Annotated in this window: 16 protein-coding genes; 8 read left to right on the top strand and 8 right to left on the bottom strand. The window is 71.3% G+C overall.

Annotated features, from left to right (window positions below):
* Nucleotide 1: 1 nt before the first annotated feature.
* The 3 genes from IE317_RS00430 to IE317_RS00440 form a co-directional block, all read right to left on the bottom strand.
* Nucleotides 2-226 carry a DUF5703 family protein gene (locus IE317_RS00430; RefSeq protein ID WP_086863416.1) on the bottom strand — a complete coding sequence of 75 codons (225 nt, stop codon included), beginning with the start codon at nucleotides 224-226 and terminating at the stop codon, nucleotides 2-4.
* Nucleotides 223-1236: a YncE family protein gene (locus IE317_RS00435; RefSeq protein WP_191306000.1), complete on the bottom strand. Its 1014-nt coding sequence runs from the start codon at nucleotides 1234-1236 to the stop codon at nucleotides 223-225. The genes IE317_RS00430 and IE317_RS00435 overlap by 4 nt, the downstream gene beginning before the upstream one ends.
* A gap of 98 nt (nucleotides 1237-1334) precedes the next feature.
* Nucleotides 1335-2303 carry an aldo/keto reductase gene (locus IE317_RS00440; protein ID WP_191306001.1) on the bottom strand — a complete coding sequence of 323 codons (969 nt, stop codon included), beginning with the start codon at nucleotides 2301-2303 and terminating at the stop codon, nucleotides 1335-1337.
* Nucleotides 2304-2389: 86 nt separating this feature from the next.
* Between IE317_RS00440 and IE317_RS00445 the strand changes: the two genes are divergently transcribed.
* The 4 genes from IE317_RS00445 (at nucleotide 2390) to IE317_RS00460 (ending at nucleotide 7176) form a co-directional block, all read left to right on the top strand.
* Nucleotides 2390-3427, top strand: coding sequence for an LLM class F420-dependent oxidoreductase (locus IE317_RS00445; protein WP_191306002.1), 1038 nt, complete (start codon nucleotides 2390-2392; stop codon nucleotides 3425-3427).
* A gap of 1 nt (nucleotide 3428) precedes the next feature.
* Nucleotides 3429-4271, top strand: a complete 843-nt coding sequence (locus IE317_RS00450; RefSeq protein WP_191306003.1) for an undecaprenyl-diphosphate phosphatase — start codon at nucleotides 3429-3431, stop codon at nucleotides 4269-4271.
* A gap of 49 nt (nucleotides 4272-4320) precedes the next feature.
* Nucleotides 4321-5028, top strand: a complete 708-nt coding sequence (locus tag IE317_RS00455) for a histidine phosphatase family protein (RefSeq protein WP_191306004.1) — start codon at nucleotides 4321-4323, stop codon at nucleotides 5026-5028.
* 93 nt (nucleotides 5029-5121) lie between these two features.
* The gene (locus tag IE317_RS00460) at nucleotides 5122-7176 is read left to right on the top strand and encodes a M3 family metallopeptidase (protein WP_191306005.1); all 2055 of its coding nucleotides are present in this window, start codon (nucleotides 5122-5124) and stop codon (nucleotides 7174-7176) included.
* A 125-nt stretch (nucleotides 7177-7301) separates the two neighbouring features.
* Here IE317_RS00460 and IE317_RS00465 read toward each other — a convergent pair whose 3' ends face one another.
* The 3 genes from IE317_RS00465 to IE317_RS00475 all read right to left on the bottom strand — a co-directional run bounded on the left by IE317_RS00465 (nucleotide 7302) and on the right by IE317_RS00475 (nucleotide 9525).
* On the bottom strand, nucleotides 7302-7883 hold the full coding sequence (locus IE317_RS00465; RefSeq protein WP_191306006.1) for a ClpP family protease: 582 nt from the start codon (nucleotides 7881-7883) through the stop codon (nucleotides 7302-7304).
* 124 nt (nucleotides 7884-8007) lie between these two features.
* The gene (locus IE317_RS00470; protein WP_191306007.1) at nucleotides 8008-8994 is read right to left on the bottom strand and encodes a malate dehydrogenase; all 987 of its coding nucleotides are present in this window, start codon (nucleotides 8992-8994) and stop codon (nucleotides 8008-8010) included.
* Between the two features lie 99 nt (nucleotides 8995-9093).
* Nucleotides 9094-9525, bottom strand: coding sequence for a MarR family winged helix-turn-helix transcriptional regulator (locus IE317_RS00475; protein ID WP_191306008.1), 432 nt, complete (start codon nucleotides 9523-9525; stop codon nucleotides 9094-9096).
* Between the two features lie 95 nt (nucleotides 9526-9620).
* On the opposite strand from IE317_RS00475, the gene IE317_RS00480 reads away from it, so the two are divergent.
* From IE317_RS00480 to IE317_RS00495, 4 genes are all read left to right on the top strand, one after another.
* Nucleotides 9621-10019: a nuclear transport factor 2 family protein gene (locus IE317_RS00480; protein ID WP_191306009.1), complete on the top strand. Its 399-nt coding sequence runs from the start codon at nucleotides 9621-9623 to the stop codon at nucleotides 10017-10019.
* A complete protein-coding gene (locus IE317_RS00485; RefSeq protein WP_191306010.1) occupies nucleotides 10016-10381 on the top strand; it encodes a VOC family protein in 366 nt (121 codons plus the stop codon). Before IE317_RS00480 ends, IE317_RS00485 begins: the two co-directional genes overlap by 4 nt.
* A gap of 2 nt (nucleotides 10382-10383) precedes the next feature.
* A complete protein-coding gene (locus tag IE317_RS00490) occupies nucleotides 10384-11235 on the top strand; it encodes an LLM class F420-dependent oxidoreductase (protein WP_191306011.1) in 852 nt (283 codons plus the stop codon).
* Between the two features lie 269 nt (nucleotides 11236-11504).
* On the top strand, nucleotides 11505-12107 hold the full coding sequence (locus IE317_RS00495; RefSeq protein WP_229902390.1) for a DUF4360 domain-containing protein: 603 nt from the start codon (nucleotides 11505-11507) through the stop codon (nucleotides 12105-12107).
* A gap of 62 nt (nucleotides 12108-12169) precedes the next feature.
* On the opposite strand, the gene IE317_RS00500 is transcribed toward IE317_RS00495, so the two are convergent.
* Together IE317_RS00500 and IE317_RS00505 are read right to left on the bottom strand one after the other, a co-directional pair.
* Nucleotides 12170-14257 (bottom strand): FUSC family protein, encoded by a 2088-nt coding sequence (locus IE317_RS00500; protein WP_191306367.1) that lies wholly within the window; start codon nucleotides 14255-14257, stop codon nucleotides 12170-12172.
* Nucleotides 14254-17376: a GH92 family glycosyl hydrolase gene (locus IE317_RS00505; RefSeq protein ID WP_191306013.1), complete on the bottom strand. Its 3123-nt coding sequence runs from the start codon at nucleotides 17374-17376 to the stop codon at nucleotides 14254-14256. Before IE317_RS00505 ends, IE317_RS00500 begins: the two co-directional genes overlap by 4 nt.
* Between the last annotated feature and the right edge of the window lie 24 nt (nucleotides 17377-17400).

Below are 17400 nucleotides of genomic sequence, written 5' to 3' on the forward strand. Positions count from 1 at the left end.
GTCAGGTCGGCAGGGCGCCGGGAAGGCTCTGCGCCGTCTTCTTGCGGCGCAGCCAGACCCGGCGCGTGCCGTCGGCGTAGAGCCGCACGGTGCGCAGTTCCCAGCCCGCGAACTCCGCGTGGATGGAGAGCTGGATCGCCGCCGCACGCCGGGACACGCCCGGGGGGAGGTGCAGGCGGCGATACTCCCAATCCCCTTCGACCACCGCCTCGCTGACCGTCGTCATGGCTGGATCACCTGGGTCCCTTCTCCGGCGGCCGAGCCGACGATCACCCGGCCGCTCTTCTCGTCCACCCCCACCGAGTCCGGCTGGCGCACGGTGGGGAACCGGTATTTCTCGACGGGCTCGCCGCCGCGAACGTCGAACCCGACCACCTCGTTGCGTTCGGTGAGCGTCACCCACGCCAGGCTGCGCGTGGCGTCGTAGGCGATCCCGTACGCCCCGCCGGGCACCGGGTAACGCTGCTTCAGGATCAGCGGGCCCGCCGAGAACGCCAGCAGGGCGCCCGCCCGCGCGTCGGTCACCAGCACCCGCCCGTAGGAGTCCGCCACGGCGTTCGCGGCGCCGTCACCCGCGCGCAGGCCTTCGCCGACCTTCCCCCCCGCGACGTCGACCGAGAACACCGCCGTCCGCAGCCGGTCCAGCACCACCACACCGTCCCCGGTGTCGACGACGTCGTCGGCGCTGTAGAGCTGCCCGCCGATCGTCCGCGCCGGACCCGCCGCCGGCAGCACCCGGATGTCCTTGCCCGCCCCCATCGCGACCAGCCGATCAGCGCCGTAGGCGATGCTCGACGCCGGCTGCCCGCCCGTCTTCGTCTCCGTGAGCTTCCGGTCCGGCAACGTCAGCTGCTGCACCACACCCTGATCGGGTTCGGCGATCTCGATCCGCCCCGGCGCCGCCGTCAGCCGCGAGACCTTGCCGTATAACGGCATATTCACCGGGGGTGACGCGAGCGCAGCCAAGTCGTACAGCTGCAGGGCCGAGGGCGAAGAAACGGCCACGACGAGGGTCGCCGTCTTCGCGTCGACGGCGACGGCCGCCACCGAACCCGTCCCGAGCACCTGACCGGCGGGTTTCACGGTCACGGCGGGGGAGACGGCCGGGCGCGCGGCGGTCGGGTTCGCCACGATCTGCAGGTCGTCGGAGGTCGACTTGGCCGACGAGCAGCCCGAGAGCACCAGGGCACCGGCGAACGGGAGCGCGATCCACGACACGGCGGCGAACCGACGCACGTTGCGGCCTCCAGGTGTCCCTCGGCGGACGGTCTTCACCAGCATGCTCCTTGATCCCCGTGCCGTCACGTGCGTGTCACCGAACAGACACCTGGCGCTCATCGCGGCCAGCGTTCGGGGTAGCCGACCTCGATCGCGCTGACGTCGTCGAGCGCGGCCCGGATGGCCGGCGGGAGGGTGATGTCCTCCGCCGCCAGTGACCCGGTGAGCTGGCCGGTGTCCCGCGCCCCGACGACCGGGGCGACGACGCCGGGCCGGTCGCGGACCCAGGCCAGGGCCACCGCCAGCGGGGACGTGCCGAGTCCGTCGGCGGCGGTCGCGACGGCCTGCACGATCCGGGCGGCGCGGTCGGTGCGGTGGTGTTCGACGTACCCGGCGTAGGCGCTGTTGGCGCCGCGCGAATCGGCGGGCGTGCCGGTGCGGTACTTGCCGGTCAGGACGCCCCGGCCGAGGGGCGCCCAGGGGAGCAGGCCGATGCCGTGGTGCTCGGCCGCGGGCACGACCTCGCGGTCCACCCCGCGTTCCAGCAGCGAGTACTCGACCTGGGTGGAGACGATCGGCGCGAGGGCCGAGGCGCCCGCGGCGGCGGTGGCCAGCTGCCAGCCCGCGTAGTTCGAGACGCCGACGTAGCGGACCTTCCCGCTGGTCACGGCGTACTCGAGGGCGGACAGCGTCTCGGCGAGCGGCACGCAGTCGTCCCAGGCGTGCAGCTGCCACAGGTCGATGTGGTCGGTGCCGAGCCGCTTGAGCGAGCCGTCGAGCGCGGTGAGCAGCGCGCCGCGCGAGGCGCCGCCGCCGAACGGCCCGTCGGTGCGCTTGGCGACCGCCTTCGTCGCGAGGACGACGTCGTCGCGGGGCACGAGGTCGCCGAGCAGCGAGCCGAGCACCCGCTCGCTCTCGCCCTCGCCGTAGATGTCGGCCGTGTCCACCAGGGTGCCGCCGGCGTCGACGAAGGCGACCAGCTGGCTGGCGGCCTCCTCCGCGTCGGTGTCGCCACCCCAGGTCATGGTGCCGAGCGCCATACGGGAGACGCGCAGTCCCGAGCGGCCGAGCAGTCGCTTTTCCACGACCGCCGAGCCTAGTGGGCTGCCCCGTCCGGAGGAGACCAAGGTGAGTCGTGTCGCGATCAAGGCCCCCGTTAGGGTCTGGCCCCGTGCGACTCGGACTGAATCTCGGCTATTGGGGAGCGGGGAACGACCCCGCGAACCTGGCCCTGGCGAAACAAGCGGAGGACCTCGGGTACGCGGTGGTGTGGGCCGCGGAGGCCTACGGTTCGGACGCGGTGACCGTGCTCACGTGGATCGCGGCGCGGACGTCGCGGATCGACGTCGGTGCCGCCGTGCTGCAGATCCCGGCGCGCACCCCGGCCATGACGGCGATGACCGCCGCGACCCTCGACACGCTGTCGGGCGGCCGGTTCCGGCTCGGCCTCGGCGTGTCCGGCCCGCAGGTGTCCGAGGGCTGGCACGGCGTCCGCTTCGCCTCGCCGGTGAGCCGCACGCGGGAGTACGCGCAGATCGTGCGGACGGCGTTGCGCCGTGAGCGGCTGAAGTTCGCGGGCGAGCACTTCACGCTGCCGCTGCCGGACGGCCCGGGCAAGGCGCTGCGGCTGACCGTCCGCCCGGCTCGCAAGCACCTCCCGCTGTACCTGGCCGCGATCGGCCCGAAGAACCTGGAACTGGCCGGGGAGATCGCCGACGGCTGGCTGCCGGTGTTCTTCTCGCCGGCCCACGCGGGGGAGCAGCTGGCCCACGTCCGGGCCGGTGCCGAGCGGGCCGGTCGCACGCTGGACGGTTTCGACGTCGTCCCGTCGGTGCCGCTGGTGCCCGGCGAGGACTGGCGAACCTGCGCGGACGCCGTCCGCGGCTACGCGGCGCTCTACCTCGGGGGGATGGGGAGCAAGGAGAAGAACTTCTACAACCGGCTGGCGTGCCGGATGGGATTCGCGGCCGAGGCCGCCGAAGTGCAGGAGAAGTACCTGGCGGGCGACCGGGTGGGGGCGATGGCGGCGGTGCCGGCCGAGTTCCTCGACGCGACGTCGCTGCTGGGCCCGAAGGAACGGATCGCGGAGAAGATGACGGAATACGCCGAAGCCGGCGTGACGACCCTGTCGGTGTCGCCCTACACGCCGGAACCGGCCGAGGCGCTGCGCACGGCCGTGGAGGCCCTCGAGCTGGCGGGGGTGGCCTGACGTGGGCTGGTTCGAAGCACTCGTCCTGGGCCTGGTCCAGGGCCTGACGGAGTTCCTGCCGATCTCCTCGAGCGCGCACCTGCGGATCGTGGCGGCACTGGCGGGCTGGGACGACCCGGGCGCGGCGTTCACCGCCGTCACCCAGATCGGCACCGAACTGGCGGTGATCATCTACTTCGGCCCGAAGATCGGGAAGATCCTGCGGGCCTGGTTCTTCTCGCTGTACAAGTCGGAGTGGCGCCGCGACCCCGACGCCCGGCTGGGCTGGCTGATCATCGTCGGGTCGCTGCCGATCGTGGTGCTCGGGCTGCTGCTGCAGGACCAGATCGACAGCGCGTTCCGCGACCTGCGGATCACCGCGACCGTGCTCATCGTGTTCGGCGTGATCCTGCTGGTCGCCGACCGGATCGGCCGGCAGGACCGCACCCTGGACGACCTGACCGTGCCGCACGGGCTCGGCTTCGGCTTCGCGCAGGCGCTGGCGCTGATCCCGGGCGTGTCCCGTTCGGGTGGCACGACCAGCGCGGGCCTGCTGCTCGGCTACACCCGCGCCGAGGCGGCGGAGTACTCGTTCCTGCTGGCGCTGCCGGCGGTGTTCGGGTCGGGCGTGTACAAGCTCAAGGACATCGGCTCGGGTGACGTGCCGGCGCAGTGGGGCCCGACGATCCTGGCGACGCTGGTCGCCTTCGGTGTCGGGTACGCGGTGATCGCCTGGCTGATGGCCTACATCAAGAAGCGCAGCTTCGTGCCGTTCGTGGTGTACCGGCTGATCCTCGGCGTGCTGCTGTTCGTGCTGATCTTCAGCGGGGTGCTGGACCCGAACGCCGGCCCGGTCGGTCACTGATCCGCCCGCGTGGGGACCGCTTGATCGGTTCCCACGTAGGGTGGGGCCCGTGAGTACGGTCATTCTGCTGAGGCACGGCAAGTCGACGGCCAACGGCTCGGGCATCCTCGCCGGGCGCTCCCCGAAGGTCAGCCTCGACGACACCGGCCGCGCCCAGGCGGAGAAGCTCGTCGAACGCCTCGACGGCGTCCCGCTGTCCGGGCTCGTCGTCTCGCCCATGCTGCGGTGCAAGCAGACCGTCGGCCCGCTGGCCACCGCGCGCGGCCTCGAGAAGGTCGTCGAGCCCGGGCTGTCCGAAGTGGACTACGGCGATTGGACCGGCAAGGAGCTCAAGCACCTGGCCAAGGAGCCGCTCTGGCGGGTCGTGCAGGCGCACGCCTCGGCCGCGGTGTTCCCCGGCGGCGAAGGGCTCGCGGCGATGCAGGCCCGCTCGGTCGCCGCCGTGCGCGCCCACGACCGGCGGATCGCCGCCGAGCACGGCGACCACGCCGTCTGGCTGCTGTGCAGCCACGGCGACGTCATCAAGTCCATCCTGGCCGACGCGCTCGGCCAGCACCTCGACGCCTTCCAGCGGATCGTCGTCGACCCGGCGTCCGTCTCGGTCGTGCGCTACACCGAGACGCGGCCGTTCGTGCTGCGGGTCAACGACCACGGCGGCGACCTGCGCGGCATCGTGCCGCCCGAACCGAAGCCGAAACGGGGCAGGAAGGCCGCGCCGAGCAGTGACGCCGTCGTGGGCGGTACCACGGGCCGGTGACCCCGGCCACCTCCGGAAAGCGCTGACATCCACCCTGGCCGACCCCGTAGGGTGGCGGGACCGAGTGTTTGTCCCCGACCAGGAGCCTGCCCGATGATTTCGCCGGACAACCCGTTCGCCGCACCCAGCGAGCTGCCCTACGCCCTGCCGCCCTTCGACCGGATCTCCGACGAGCACTACCGGCCCGCGTTCGAGGCCGGGCTGGCCGAGCACGCGGCGGAGATCGAGCAGATCGCGGCGCAGGAGGCCGAGCCGACGTTCGAGAACACCATCGTGGCCCTCGAGCGCGCCGGCGAGCTGCTGGGCCGCGTGGCGAGCGTGTTCTACAACCTGTCCGGCTCCAACAGCACCGACGAGATCCAGGCCATCCAGGCCGAGTTCGCGCCGAAGCTCGCCGCCCACCACGACGCGATCCACCTGAACCCGCAGCTGTTCGCCCGGATCGACACCCTCCACCGGCGGCGCGACGAGCTGGGCCTGGACGAAGAATCGCGGCGACTGCTCGAACGGCGGCACACCGACTTCAGCCGGGCGGGAGCCGGTCTCGGCGAGGCCGAGCAGGCCCGCCTGCGCGAACTGAACGGCCAGCTCTCCACACTGCAGACGAAGTTCCAGCAGAACCTGCTCAAGGACACCAACGAGCTGGCCGTCGTCATCACCGACCGCGCCGAACTCGACGGCTTCGGCGAGGGCGCGATCGCCACCGCGGCCGAAGCGGCGTCCGCGCGCGGCGAGGACGGCAAGTACGTGCTCACGCTGAGCCTGCCGACCAGCCAGGCGTCACCGCTGGAGACACTGCGCAACCGCGAAGTCCGCGAGCGCATCCACACCGCGTCGATGGCGCGGGGCAACCGCGGCAACGCCTGCGACAACAACGCCGTCGTCGCGGAAATCGTGCGCCTGCGCGCGGAGCGGGCGGTGCTGCTGGGCTACCCCAACCACGCCGCGTACGTCATCGCGGACGAGACGGCGAAGACGGCCGAGGCGGCCGCCGGGCTGCTGGAACGGCTGGCGCCCGCGGCGGTCGCGAACGCGCGTGCCGAAGCCGCCGAACTCCAGCAGCTGCTGGAGGCGGACGTGCCGGGCGCGAAGCTGCGGCCGTCGGACTGGCCGTTCTACGCGGCCCAGGTCCGCCGCGAGCGCTTCGACGTCGACACCGAGGCGCTGCGCCCGTACTTCGAGGCCGACCGCGTGTACCTCGACGGCGTCTTCTTCGCCGCGACGAACCTGTACGGCCTGACCTTCACCGAGCGGGATGACCTGCCCAAGTACCACCCGGAGGTCCGGACCTTCGAGGTCTTCGACGCCGACGGCACCCCGCTGGGCCTGTACCTGCTGGACCTCTACACCCGCGACGCCAAGCGCGGCGGGGCCTGGATGAACACCTTCGTCGACCAGTCCGAGCTGCTCGGCCGCAAGACCGTCGTGGTCAACGTCCTCAACGTGAACAAGCCGCCGGCCGGCGAGCCGACGCTGCTCACCTTCGACGAGGTCGTCACCGCGTTCCACGAGTTCGGCCACGCCCTCCACGCGCTGCTCTCCTCGGTCCGCTACCCGACCTTCTCCGGCACCAACGTGCCCCGCGACTTCGTCGAATACCCCTCGCAGGTCAACGAGATGTGGATGCTGTGGCCGGAAGTCCTGGCCCACTACGCGAAGCACCACGAGACCGGCGAGCCGCTGCCGCAGGCGCAGGTGGACAAGCTCCTCGCCGCCCAGCAGTACGGCGAAGGGTTCTCCACCACCGAGTACCTCGCCGCGTCCCTGCTCGACCAGGCCTGGCACGGCCTCGGCGTCGACGACGCCGTGGGGGAGGTGCAGGCGTTCGAGGCGGAAGCACTCGTGAAGGCCGGGGTGGCCGTCGACGCGATCCCGCCGCGCTACCGCACGACCTACTTCGCCCACATCTTCAGCGGCGGCTACAGCGCCGGGTACTACTCCTACATCTGGAGCGAAGTCCTCGACGCCGACACCGTCCAGTGGTTCCGCGAAAACGGGGGATTGACGCGCGAGAACGGCGACCACTTCCGCCGCACCCTCCTGGGCAGGGGAGGGAGCATCGACCCCATGGACGCCTTCCGCGCCTTCCGTGGCCGTGACCCGGAGATCGAGCCGCTGCTGGCCCGCCGCGGCCTCGACGGAGTCTGAGCCATCCGCAGAACCAGGTCGCTCAGGTGACCTCAATAAGTGTATAACGACCTATACGCCGGGGCAATTTTCAAGAAATTGCCCCGGCTCCTTACTGCTCAAAAGCCCAGCAAGGACAAGGAAAGTCAGCCGCCGGTCACGATCTGGTCGACGAAGCCGTAGGAGAGTGCCTCGTCGGCGTCGAACCAGCGGTCCCGGTCGGCGTCGGCGGTGATGCGCTCGACGCTCTGGCCGGTCTGGCGCGCGGTGATCTCGGCGATCCGGCGCTTCATCCGGCCGAACACCTCGGCCTGGATGGCGATGTCGGTGGCGGCGCCGCCGATGCCGGCCGAGGGCTGGTGCATCACGATGCGGGTGTTGGGCAGCAGGTAGCGCTTGCCCGGGGTGCCGGAGGAGAGCAGGAACTGGCCCATGGAGGCGACGAAGCCGAGGCCGTAGGTGGCGACGTCCGGCTGGACGAGCTGCATGGTGTCGTAGATGGCCATGCCCGCGGTGACCGAACCGCCGGGTGAGTTGATATAGAAGGTGATGTCCTTCGCCGGGTCGTCGGCGGCGAGCAGGAGCAGCTGGGCGACGATCCGGTTGGCGACTTCGTCGGTCACCTCGGAGCCGAGGAAGACGATCCGGTCGCGCAGGAGCTGGTGGTACACCGATTCGTCGGGGGACTGGGCGGGGGCGTGCATGTCGGGTACGGCGAGAAGGGTCATGGGCCGACGGTAGGGCGCATGATCGGGTTCGCGGGGGCGGTTTCGCTGTGGGCGTGAGGTGTTCGCCGGACGCGAAAGGGGCCGCCGTCCGCAATGGACGGCGGCCCCGGTTCGGTGGGTGGGCTCAGATGAGGCCGAGCTTCTGCACGGTGTCGCGTTCCTCGACGAGTTCGGCGACGGAGGCGTCGATGCGGGCGCGGGAGAAGTCGTCGATCTCGAGGCCCTGGACGATCTTGTACTGGCCGTTCTCGGCGGTGACCGGGAAGGACGAGATGAGGCCTTCGGGGACGCCGTAGGAGCCGTCGGAGGCGACGGCGGCGGAGGTCCAGTCGCCGGCCGGGGTGCCGTTGACCCAGGTGTAGACGTGGTCGATGGCGGCGGAGGCGGCCGAGGCGGCGGAGGAGAGGCCGCGGGCTTCGATGATGGCGGCGCCGCGCTTGGCGACGGTGGGGATGAAGTCGTTTTCGAGCCAGGCCTGGTCGACGGCGTCGGCGATGGCCTTGCCGCCGAATTCGGCGTGCTGGACCGAGGGGTACTGGGTGGCGGAGTGGTTGCCCCAGATGGCGACCTTCTTGAGTTCGGTCACCGGGACGCCGAGCTTCTTGGCGAGCTGGGCGAGGGCGCGGTTGTGGTCGAGGCGGGTCATCGCGGTGAAGCGGTCGGCGGGCACGTCGGGGGCGTGCGAGCGGGCGATGAGGGCGTTGGTGTTGGCGGGGTTGCCCACGACGAGGACCTTGATGTCGTCGGCGGCGCCGGCGTTGATGGCTTCGCCTTGGGGCTTGAAGATGCCGCCGTTGGCTTCGAGGAGGTCGCCGCGCTCCATGCCCTTGCTGCGGGGGCGGGCGCCGACGAGGAGGGCGATGTTGGTGCCTTCGAAGGCCTGCTTGGGGTCGTCGAAGATGTCGGTGCCGGCGAGGAGGGGGAACGCGCCGTCTTCGAGCTCCATCGCGGTGCCCTCGGCCGCCTTGACCGCCTGCGGGATTTCGAGCAGCCGCAGCTTCACCGGGACGTCCTGGCCGAGGAGCTGACCGGACGCGATGCGGAAGAGCAGCGCGTAGCCGATCTGGCCGGCGGCGCCGGTGACGGTCACGTTGACGGGGGCTTGGGTCATTGCGGTTCTCCAGCTTGAGACGACTTCGGCTTGTGCCTGTGAGCCTATCCCTCCCGGGCGTTGCTGTTCGGGTGCGGCCGGTCACTCCTGCTGGATCGATCAGGTTTCCGTCACGTTGGCGGCGAGCCGGGTGAGGAGGTCGGCGAGCTGGGCGATTTCGGTGTCGGTGAGGCCTTGGCGCATGCGCTGGTCGTGGGCGATGGCGGCGGTGGCGAGGCGGTGGAAGAGCTGTTCGCCGTCGTCGGTGAGTTCGACGAGGTGGACGCGGCGGTTGGCGGGGTCGCGGCGGCGGGTGACGAGGCCGGCGTCTTCCATGCCGTTGAGGTGGTGGGTGAGGGTGGCGCCCTGGATGCCGACGGCGTCGGCGAGTTCGCGTTGGTTGGCGACGGCTCTGGTTTTGAGCGAGATGAGGATCTGCCAGACGGGCTGGGAGCCGCCGGCGGCGGCGAGGGCCTGGTCGAAGGCGCGGGCGGCGGTTTTGGCGGTGCGGGCGAGGACGACGCCGATGGGGGCGGTGGCGGGTTGGGGCACGGGGGTGACCTTAGCGCAGATGCCGAGAAGTCTAAGCGTTTGACATCTAACGGTTAGACTTCTAACGTTGAGGCATCAATCGGAAGGGGAACGCGATGAGCATCGAAGAGCAGGTCCGCGAGTTCGGCCGGGTCTGGGCCGCGGCGGAGGAACGCGGCGACACCGAGGTGCTGGCCGGGCTGGCCACCGAGGGGTTCCGCCTGGTCGGGCCGCTGGGGTTCGTGCTGGACCGCGAGCAGTGGCTGGCGCGCTACCGCGACGGCGGGCTGGTCACCGAGAAGCTGGACTGGTCCGGCGTCGAGGTCCGCGGCTTCGGCGGCACGGCGATCGCGATCGGCGTGCACGAGCAGGTCGCCACGCACCGGGGGAACCCGGTGAACGGCCGCTTCCGTGCCACGCACGTGCTGGTCCGTGAGGACGACCGGTGGCGGCTGGCGGGGATCCACCTGAGCCCGATCGGTGCGCCGTTCGTCCCGGGTGGTGGCGCGCGATGAGCGTCGAACTGAACCACACGATCGTGTGCGCGACGGACCGGGGGAAGTCGGCGGAGTTCCTGGCCGGGATCCTGGGCCTGCGGACCGGTCCGGTGGCCGGGCCGTTCGTGCCGGTGCGGCTCGCGAACGGCGTCACGCTGGACTACCTGCAGGTGGACCGCGTGACGAGTCAGCACTACGCGTTCCTGGTGGGCGACGCCGAGTTCGACGCGGCGATGGCGCGGATCGAGGCGGCCGGTGTCCCGTTCTGGGCGGACCCGTTCCACGAGCGGCCCGGCGAGATCAACGGCCTCAACGGCGGACGCGGGGTGTACTTCCCCGATCCCGACGGCCACAACCTCGAACTGCTGACGAGGGAGTAGTCGTGCGGGTGAGCATCGGGGTCACGGACTTCTCGTGGCCGGACGACCTGACCGGGCAGCTCGGCGCCGTCGCGGTGGCGGCCGAGGACGCCGGGCTGGACACGCTGTGGGTGGCCGACCACCTGCTGCAGGCCGACCCGAACAGCACGCCGGACTCGGCGATGCTGGAGGCCTGCACGACGCTGGGTTTCCTGGCCGGGCGGACCAGCCGGATCGGGCTGGGCACGATGGTGTCGGCGGTGACGTTCCGGCCGCCGGCGGTGCTGGTCAAGGCGGTCACCACGCTGGACGTCCTGTCCGGCGGGCGGGCGCGGTTCGGCATCGGGGCCGGGCACCACGACGGTGAGGCGCGGGCGATGGGCCTGCCGTTCCCGCCGGTGGCCGAGCGGTTCGCGCGGGTGGAGGAGACCGTGCGGCTGGCGTTGCGGATGTGGGCGGGTGACGAGTCGCCGTTCGAGGGCGAGCACTACCGGCTCGAGCGTCCGGTCGGGAACCCGCGGCCGGTGCGGCGGCCGCCGATCCTGGTCGGCGGGGCGGGTGAGCGGCGGACGCTGCGGCTGGTGGCGCGGTACGCCGACGCGTGCAACGTGTTCGACATCCCGGACGGCGGGCAGACGGTGCGGCACAAGCTCGCGGTTCTGCGGCGGCACTGCGAGGAGGTGGGCCGGCCGTACGGGGAGATCGAGAAGACGATCAGCACCCGGCTGGCGCCCGGTGAGCCGGCGGAGTCGTTGGTGCGGCGGTGCGCGGAGTTCACCGGGTGGGGCATCGACCACGCGGTGGTGATCACGGCCGGGCCGTGGCCGGTGGCGCGGGTGCGGACGCTGGGCCGGGCGGCCGCGCTGATCGCCTGAGCCGGACGTCACGCGGGTGATCGCGGGCGGGGGCCGGGGGAGCGGGGGTGCGAAATCGTTTTCTCCGCGCATTTATTCGCGGCCACTGAATGGCGTTTACGAAAATTGTCGAAACGTGAGCAATGCCGCTTGGTGGGACGAGCGACCAGCGTTGCTCCGTTCAGCGGGGTTTGCTTCCATGATCCTTCCGCTACCATGGTCCGGCCCCCGTCCCCAATTTGAATGTATTGGGAAGGATTCCGATGCTGTCTGCGGTCGTTGCTGCCGTAATGGCGCTGTCTTCTGTGGTATCCCCGCATTCGTGGAACACCCCTCCGCCGCCCGACAAAATCGTCATCGACGTCGTCAACGCCATCGGCACCGGCTGTCCGACGGGCACGTCCGCGGTCGCCGTTTCGCAGGACAACACGGCGTTCACCGTGACCTACAGCGCCTACACGGCGTTGGTCGGGGTCGGTGCCGGGCCGCTGGACGCCCGGAAGAACTGCCAGATCGGCCTGCGGGTGCACGTGCCGCAGGGGTTCACCTACGGAATCGCGCAGGCGGACTACCGCGGGTTCGCGCACCTGGAAAAGGGCGCGACCGGCCTGGAAAGAGCCAACTACTATTTCCAGGGTAATTCTCCGACGGCGTACATCCAGCACCCGTTGGCGGGGCCGTTCGAGGACGACTGGCATTTCACCGATTCGACCGAGGTCGGGGCCATCGTCTTCAAGCCGTGCGGCGAGGAACGCAACCTGAACATCAACACGGAATTGCGGGCCGCAGCCGGGACGTCGGATCCGAAGAAGACGACGAGCTACGTCACCATGGACTCGACCGACGGCAGCATCACCACGGTGTACCACTTCGCGTGGCTCGCCTGTCCGTGATCGGCTCCGGGTGACCGGAGGTCCAGAGGGGCGGCGCGGCCCGAGAAGCTGCGCCGCCCCGGTCAGGCCTTCGCCGGGGCCCGGGGATCGGTGGCTTCGACGCCGAAGACGCGGCCGAGGGAGACGAGGGCCTCGTCGAGGTGGCTGAGGCTGGACAGCACGGCCCGGGTTTCGGCCGCTTCGACGCGGTCGGAGACGGGAGTGCCGTCGTCGCGCACGAGCGTGCCGGGTGTGGGGCCACCCGGGGCGTTCAGCGCTTTGCGGAGCACGTCGATGTTGGCCAGCAGCCGTCCGGTGAACTGCCCGAGCCGGTCGGCGTCGAGGCCGGTGAGCTGGCCGGGCTGGGCGCGCGCGGCGACGTGGCGGGCGCGGAAGGCGATGGTTTCCAGGGTGGTGAGCACGTGCCAGCCGTAGTCGCGGCGGGCACTGCGGAGGTTCACCGGGTGGGTCAGCGGTTCGATGGTGGTGCGAACCTGTTCGACGCTGCGGTCGAGGTCGCGGGACAGCTCGATGATGTTGACGTTCTCCTCGCCGGCGAGCAGGCCGCGGGTGTGCTCCAAGAACTCTTCGAGGTCGTCGAGCACTTCGCCGACGTCGTCGAGCATGACCGAGCGGGTGCGCACCGGGACGATGACGACCGCGGCGAGGATCCCGGCCGCGGCGCCGACGGCGGTCTCGGCGACGCGGATCCACAGCACTTCGAGGCTGAACGTGCCGAGCAGGCTGTAGAGCAGGCCGAGCATGCTGGTGACGAAGAAGGCCATCACCACCTGGGACACCCGCGCGGTGTAGACCATCCCGAACACGCACACGAGGATGAGGCCGAGGGTGGCGGCGGTATTGCCGCCGACCAGAAGTGCGAGCAGGACGCCGCCGACGATGCCGATCAGGGTGCCGCCGAGGCGGCGGACGCCCTTGACGAAGGTGGCGCCGGCGCTGGAGGCGCCGATGAACACCACGAACACGGTGAGCACGGCCCAGTACCAGCGCTGGTGGGAGACGAGTTCGCCGCCGAGCACGGCGAGCCCGCCGCCGACGACGGCCTGGATCGCGCTGCGGGTCCGGTTGTCGTAGGCGAACTTCGGCGCCGGTTCGTCGTCTTCGTCGTCGGTGAGCGGGTCCGCGGTGGCTTCCGGGGCGGCGGCGCGCTGGGCACGGTCGTCGGCCAGTGCCAGTTCGGCCAAGGCTTTGCGGACGCCGTCGCCGGGGGCGGCGTGGGAGTCGATGCGGCTGCCTTCGACGAGCATCCGGCTGTACTCGCCGGTTTCGCTGATCAGCGGCAGTTCCCGCGGGTCGCGTTCCATGAGGGCCCGGAAGCGGGCGAGCCGGGCGATGAGGTCGTCGCGGACCTCGGCGGTCAGTTCGTCGGAGCAGGTGCGCTGGACGGTGCTGGCCAGCCAGCCGACGGCGAGCTCGACCTCGATGGCGCGGCGGCGCAGCACGTCGGCGGCGCGGGCGTCGACGACGTCGGGGGCGGCGTCCTCGATGAGCAGCACGCATTCGTGCAGCCGGGCCAGCGCCGAGCGCAGCTGCTTGCGGGTGCGCTCACTGCCGTTGACCGCGAGGTAGGCCTCGGTGGCGCGGACGACGGCGCCGAGGCGGGCGCGGAAGGCGCGGCGCACGCGCAGGAACTCGGCTTCGGCGTTGTGCCGCAGCAGGACGAACCGGACGACGGCGTTGGCGAGGACGCCGACACCGAGGGCCATCAGCAGCTGCGGGACCTGCTTGACGTGGGCCTGCAGGAACATCGGGAAGAAGAACAGGAAGAAGGCGATCGAGCCGAGCGCGGTGCCGCGCGCGCCGAAGCGCTGGGCGTAGACGGCGACGAAGATCAGCAGGACGAACACGATGCTGTCGACCGGTGGCAGGGCCGAACCGAGGCTGGCCACGGTGATCGACGCGGCCCCGGTGAGGAAGGCCAGGACGAGGGTGACGCCCTGGCCGCCGGGGGTGGGGTCGTTGACGGTGAACGCCGTCATCATCGCGGCGATGGCGCCGACCAGGGTGACGGTGAGCGGGACGTGCGCGGGCAGCAGCGCGGCGACGGCGAGCACGATGCCGAGCACGGCGGAGCCGGCCAGGCGCAACCGGACCAGGCCGGGGTCGGCCGCGACGAGCCGGTCGAGAGCGGCGGTGCAGAACCGGTTCATCGGGCGAGGAGCTCCCATTGGGCGAGGGTGGCGCGGCGGCCGCGGGTGGCGGTGATCCGCAGCCGGTAGCGGGCGTGCGCGGCCGGGGTGGCGAGGACGAACGGGCGGGTCTGGCACCGCCAGCGGAACAGCTCGCCGTCGCGTTCGTCCAGCGTGATCCACTCGGCGCCGTCGTCGGAGCCTTCCAGCACCCACGCGCTCGCGTCGCCACCGCGGGCGCCGGACGTCAGCGTGTACATGGTGACTTCCCGGGGTTCGCCGGTGACGGTGAATTCGATCTCCGGGGTGGCGCTGCGGAAGGTGACCTGGGTGCGGGTGGTGTCGTCGAACAGCGCGGCCACCTTGGTGCCGTCGGAGCTGGTCGCGGTGCCGGTGAGGTCGGTGACCGGTGCCGGGTGCTCGGCCGGGGGCGGCGGGGCGCCCCAGCCGGCCGGTTCGGTGCCCAGGTCGAACACGAGCTCGGCGCCGGCGGCCAGGATGGCGTGCGCGATGGACGTGTCTTCGTGCGGTTCGCCGTTGACCGTGAGCCCGCGGACATACACCGTGTCCTCGGTGTTGCCGGGCGCGTGGACGACCAGCTTCTTGCCCCCGCCCAGGTGCACGGTCGCCTTCTCGAACAGCGGCGAGCCGAGGGCGTAGCGCGGGCTGCCGACGGCGAGGGGGTAGAAGCCGAGGGCGCTGAAGACGTACCAGGCGGACATTTCGCCGTTGTCCTCGTCGCCGGGGTAGCCCTGGCCGATCTCGCTGCCGAGGTAGAGCCGCCGCAGCACCTCCCGCACGACGGCCTGGGTCTTCGCGGGTGCGCCGGCGAGGTTGTAGACGTAGGGGATGTGGTGGGAGGGCTGGTTGGAGTGGCCGTACTGGCCCATCCGGACGTCGCGGGCCTCGGTCATCTCGTGGATCAGGCCGCCGTACGCGCCGGGACGGCGGCCGGTCTCCGGTGTGGCGAAGAAGGTGTCGAGCTTGGCTTCCAGTCCCGCGGTGCCACCGTGGAGGGCGGCCAGGCCCGGGCCGTCGTGCGGGGCGGTGAAGGCGGTGTTCCAGGCGTTGGTCTCGACGAAGTCGCCGCCCCAGGCGGCCGGGTCGTAGCCCTCGGGGCCGAACTTGCGGCGGCCGTCGCGGTGGCGGCCCTGGAAGAAGCCGATCTCCGGGTCGAAGTGGTGGACGTAGTGCTTCGCGCGTTCGCGGAAGTAGGCCGCGTAGTCGGCGTACCTCCGCGCCCGCGCTCCGGCACTTTCCCGTGAAAGTGCCTCCGCGAGGTTGGCCAGGCCGAAGTCGTTGATGCAGCCTTCCAGGGCCCAGGACAGTCCTTCGTGGACCGACACCGGCGTGTAGTGCAGGAAGATCGACTCCTCGAGGCCCTTGCGGCCGACCGCCCGGCGCGGCGGCGTCACCGTGGCGTTCTTCAGCCCGGCGTCGAAGGCGGCCTCGACGTCGAAGCCGCGGACGCCCTTGAGGTAGGCGTCGGCGAAGGCGACGTCCGAGCTGGTCCCGGTCATCAGGTCCGCGTACCCGGGGGAGGACCAGCGGGCGATCCAGCCGCCTTCGCGGTACTGCTGGACGAAGCCGTCGATCATCCGCCCGCAGCGTTCCGGGGTGAGCAGCGCGTAGGCCGGCCAGGTGGTGCGGTAGGTGTCCCAGAAGCCGTTGTTGACGTACAGCTCGCCGTCGACGACCTTCGCCCCGGTCCGCCGGCGGGTGCTGGGCCACCACCGGCGCACGACCGGGCTGGCGTGCCGGATGCCCTTCGGCGTGTTCTCGTGCGCCTCGTTCGGGTACAGGAACAGCCGGTAGAGGTTGGAGTACAGCGTGGTCCGCTGGTCCTCGGTGGCGCCTTCGACCTCGACCCGGCCCAGCTCCTCCTGCCACCGCCGCCTGGCCTGCGCGGCCACCTGCTCGACCGTCGACCCGGCCGGGACCTCGAGCTCGAGGTTGCGCTTGGCCTGGGCCAGGCTGATCAGCGACGTGGCGATCCGCAGCGTGACGTCGGGGCCGTCGAACTCGAAGTACCCCGAGACCCGCCGCCACGGCGGGAAGCGGAGTTTGGCGCCGCGGGTGGCCGGGGCGTCGGTCACGGCGTAGACGAACATCCGGCGGGCGCCGGCCGACAGCCGGCTGCGGACGCTCGTGTAGCCGGTGATCACGCCGGTGTCGGCGTTGATGCGCAGCCGGCCGCGGTTGCGGACGTTGTCGAACAGCAGCCAGCCGTGCTTGGTGGGGAAGGTGAACCGCATGATCGCCGCGTGCGAGGTGGGTGCGAGGTCGGCGGTCATCCCGTTGGCGAACCGGACGCCGTAGTGGTGCGGCGAGTCGGTCTCGTCGTCGTGGGAGAAGGCCAGGGCGCGCTTGCGGCGGTCGCGTTCGACCGGGCCGGTGCCGGGCACGAGGTGGAAGGTGTGCCGGTCGCCCATCCACGGGCTCGGCTGGTGCGACAGCGCGAAGGCCTGCAGCGCGGGCCGGTTCTGCTCGTCGTTGTGGCGGTGGTAGGAGTACAGCCAGTTGGTGACGCCGGCGTCGGTGACCGGGGTCCAGAAGTTGAACCCGTGCGGCACCGCCGTCGCGGGGATGTTGTTGCCGCGGGAGAACTGGTCGCTGGAGTGGGTGCCGCGGGTGGTGCGGACGCAGTCGATCGCGTCGCGCGGCGGTTCGGGGCGTTCGGCGATCCGGACGTCGTCGAGCCAGCCGGTGATCTCCCCCGGCGCGTCGGTGCGCAGCACGATCCGGGCGATCCGGCGCCCGGCGAACGTCCCCAGCGGACGGCGGACGGGGTTCCACTGGTCCACCCACAGCGTCTTGTCGTCCACCGGGTCGAACCCGGCGCCGGTGCCGTCGGCGAACTCGACGTCGAGGCTGACGCGGGTGGCGTGGTAGGCGGGGATGTCGCCGTCGGCCACCGGGAAGACCACATAGGACAGCTCGGTGCGGCCGGTGACGGGGACGTCGAGTTCGAACAGGACGGCCCGGGGCCGTGCGGTGTAGCGCAGGGCGCGCGTGCCGGTGAAGCCGGCGCCGGTCCTGGCCGTGGGGGAGCGGTCCGGGCCGCCGCCGACCTGCAGGCCGGGATCCGCCGGCTGCGGGTCACCGGTTTCGAAGGACGAGAAGAACACGGCGTCGGACATGCGCCCACCGTAACCGCCGCCGAA

This window comes from Amycolatopsis bullii, from assembly GCF_014654205.1.
GTDB lineage: Bacteria > Actinomycetota > Actinomycetes > Mycobacteriales > Pseudonocardiaceae > Amycolatopsis > Amycolatopsis plumensis.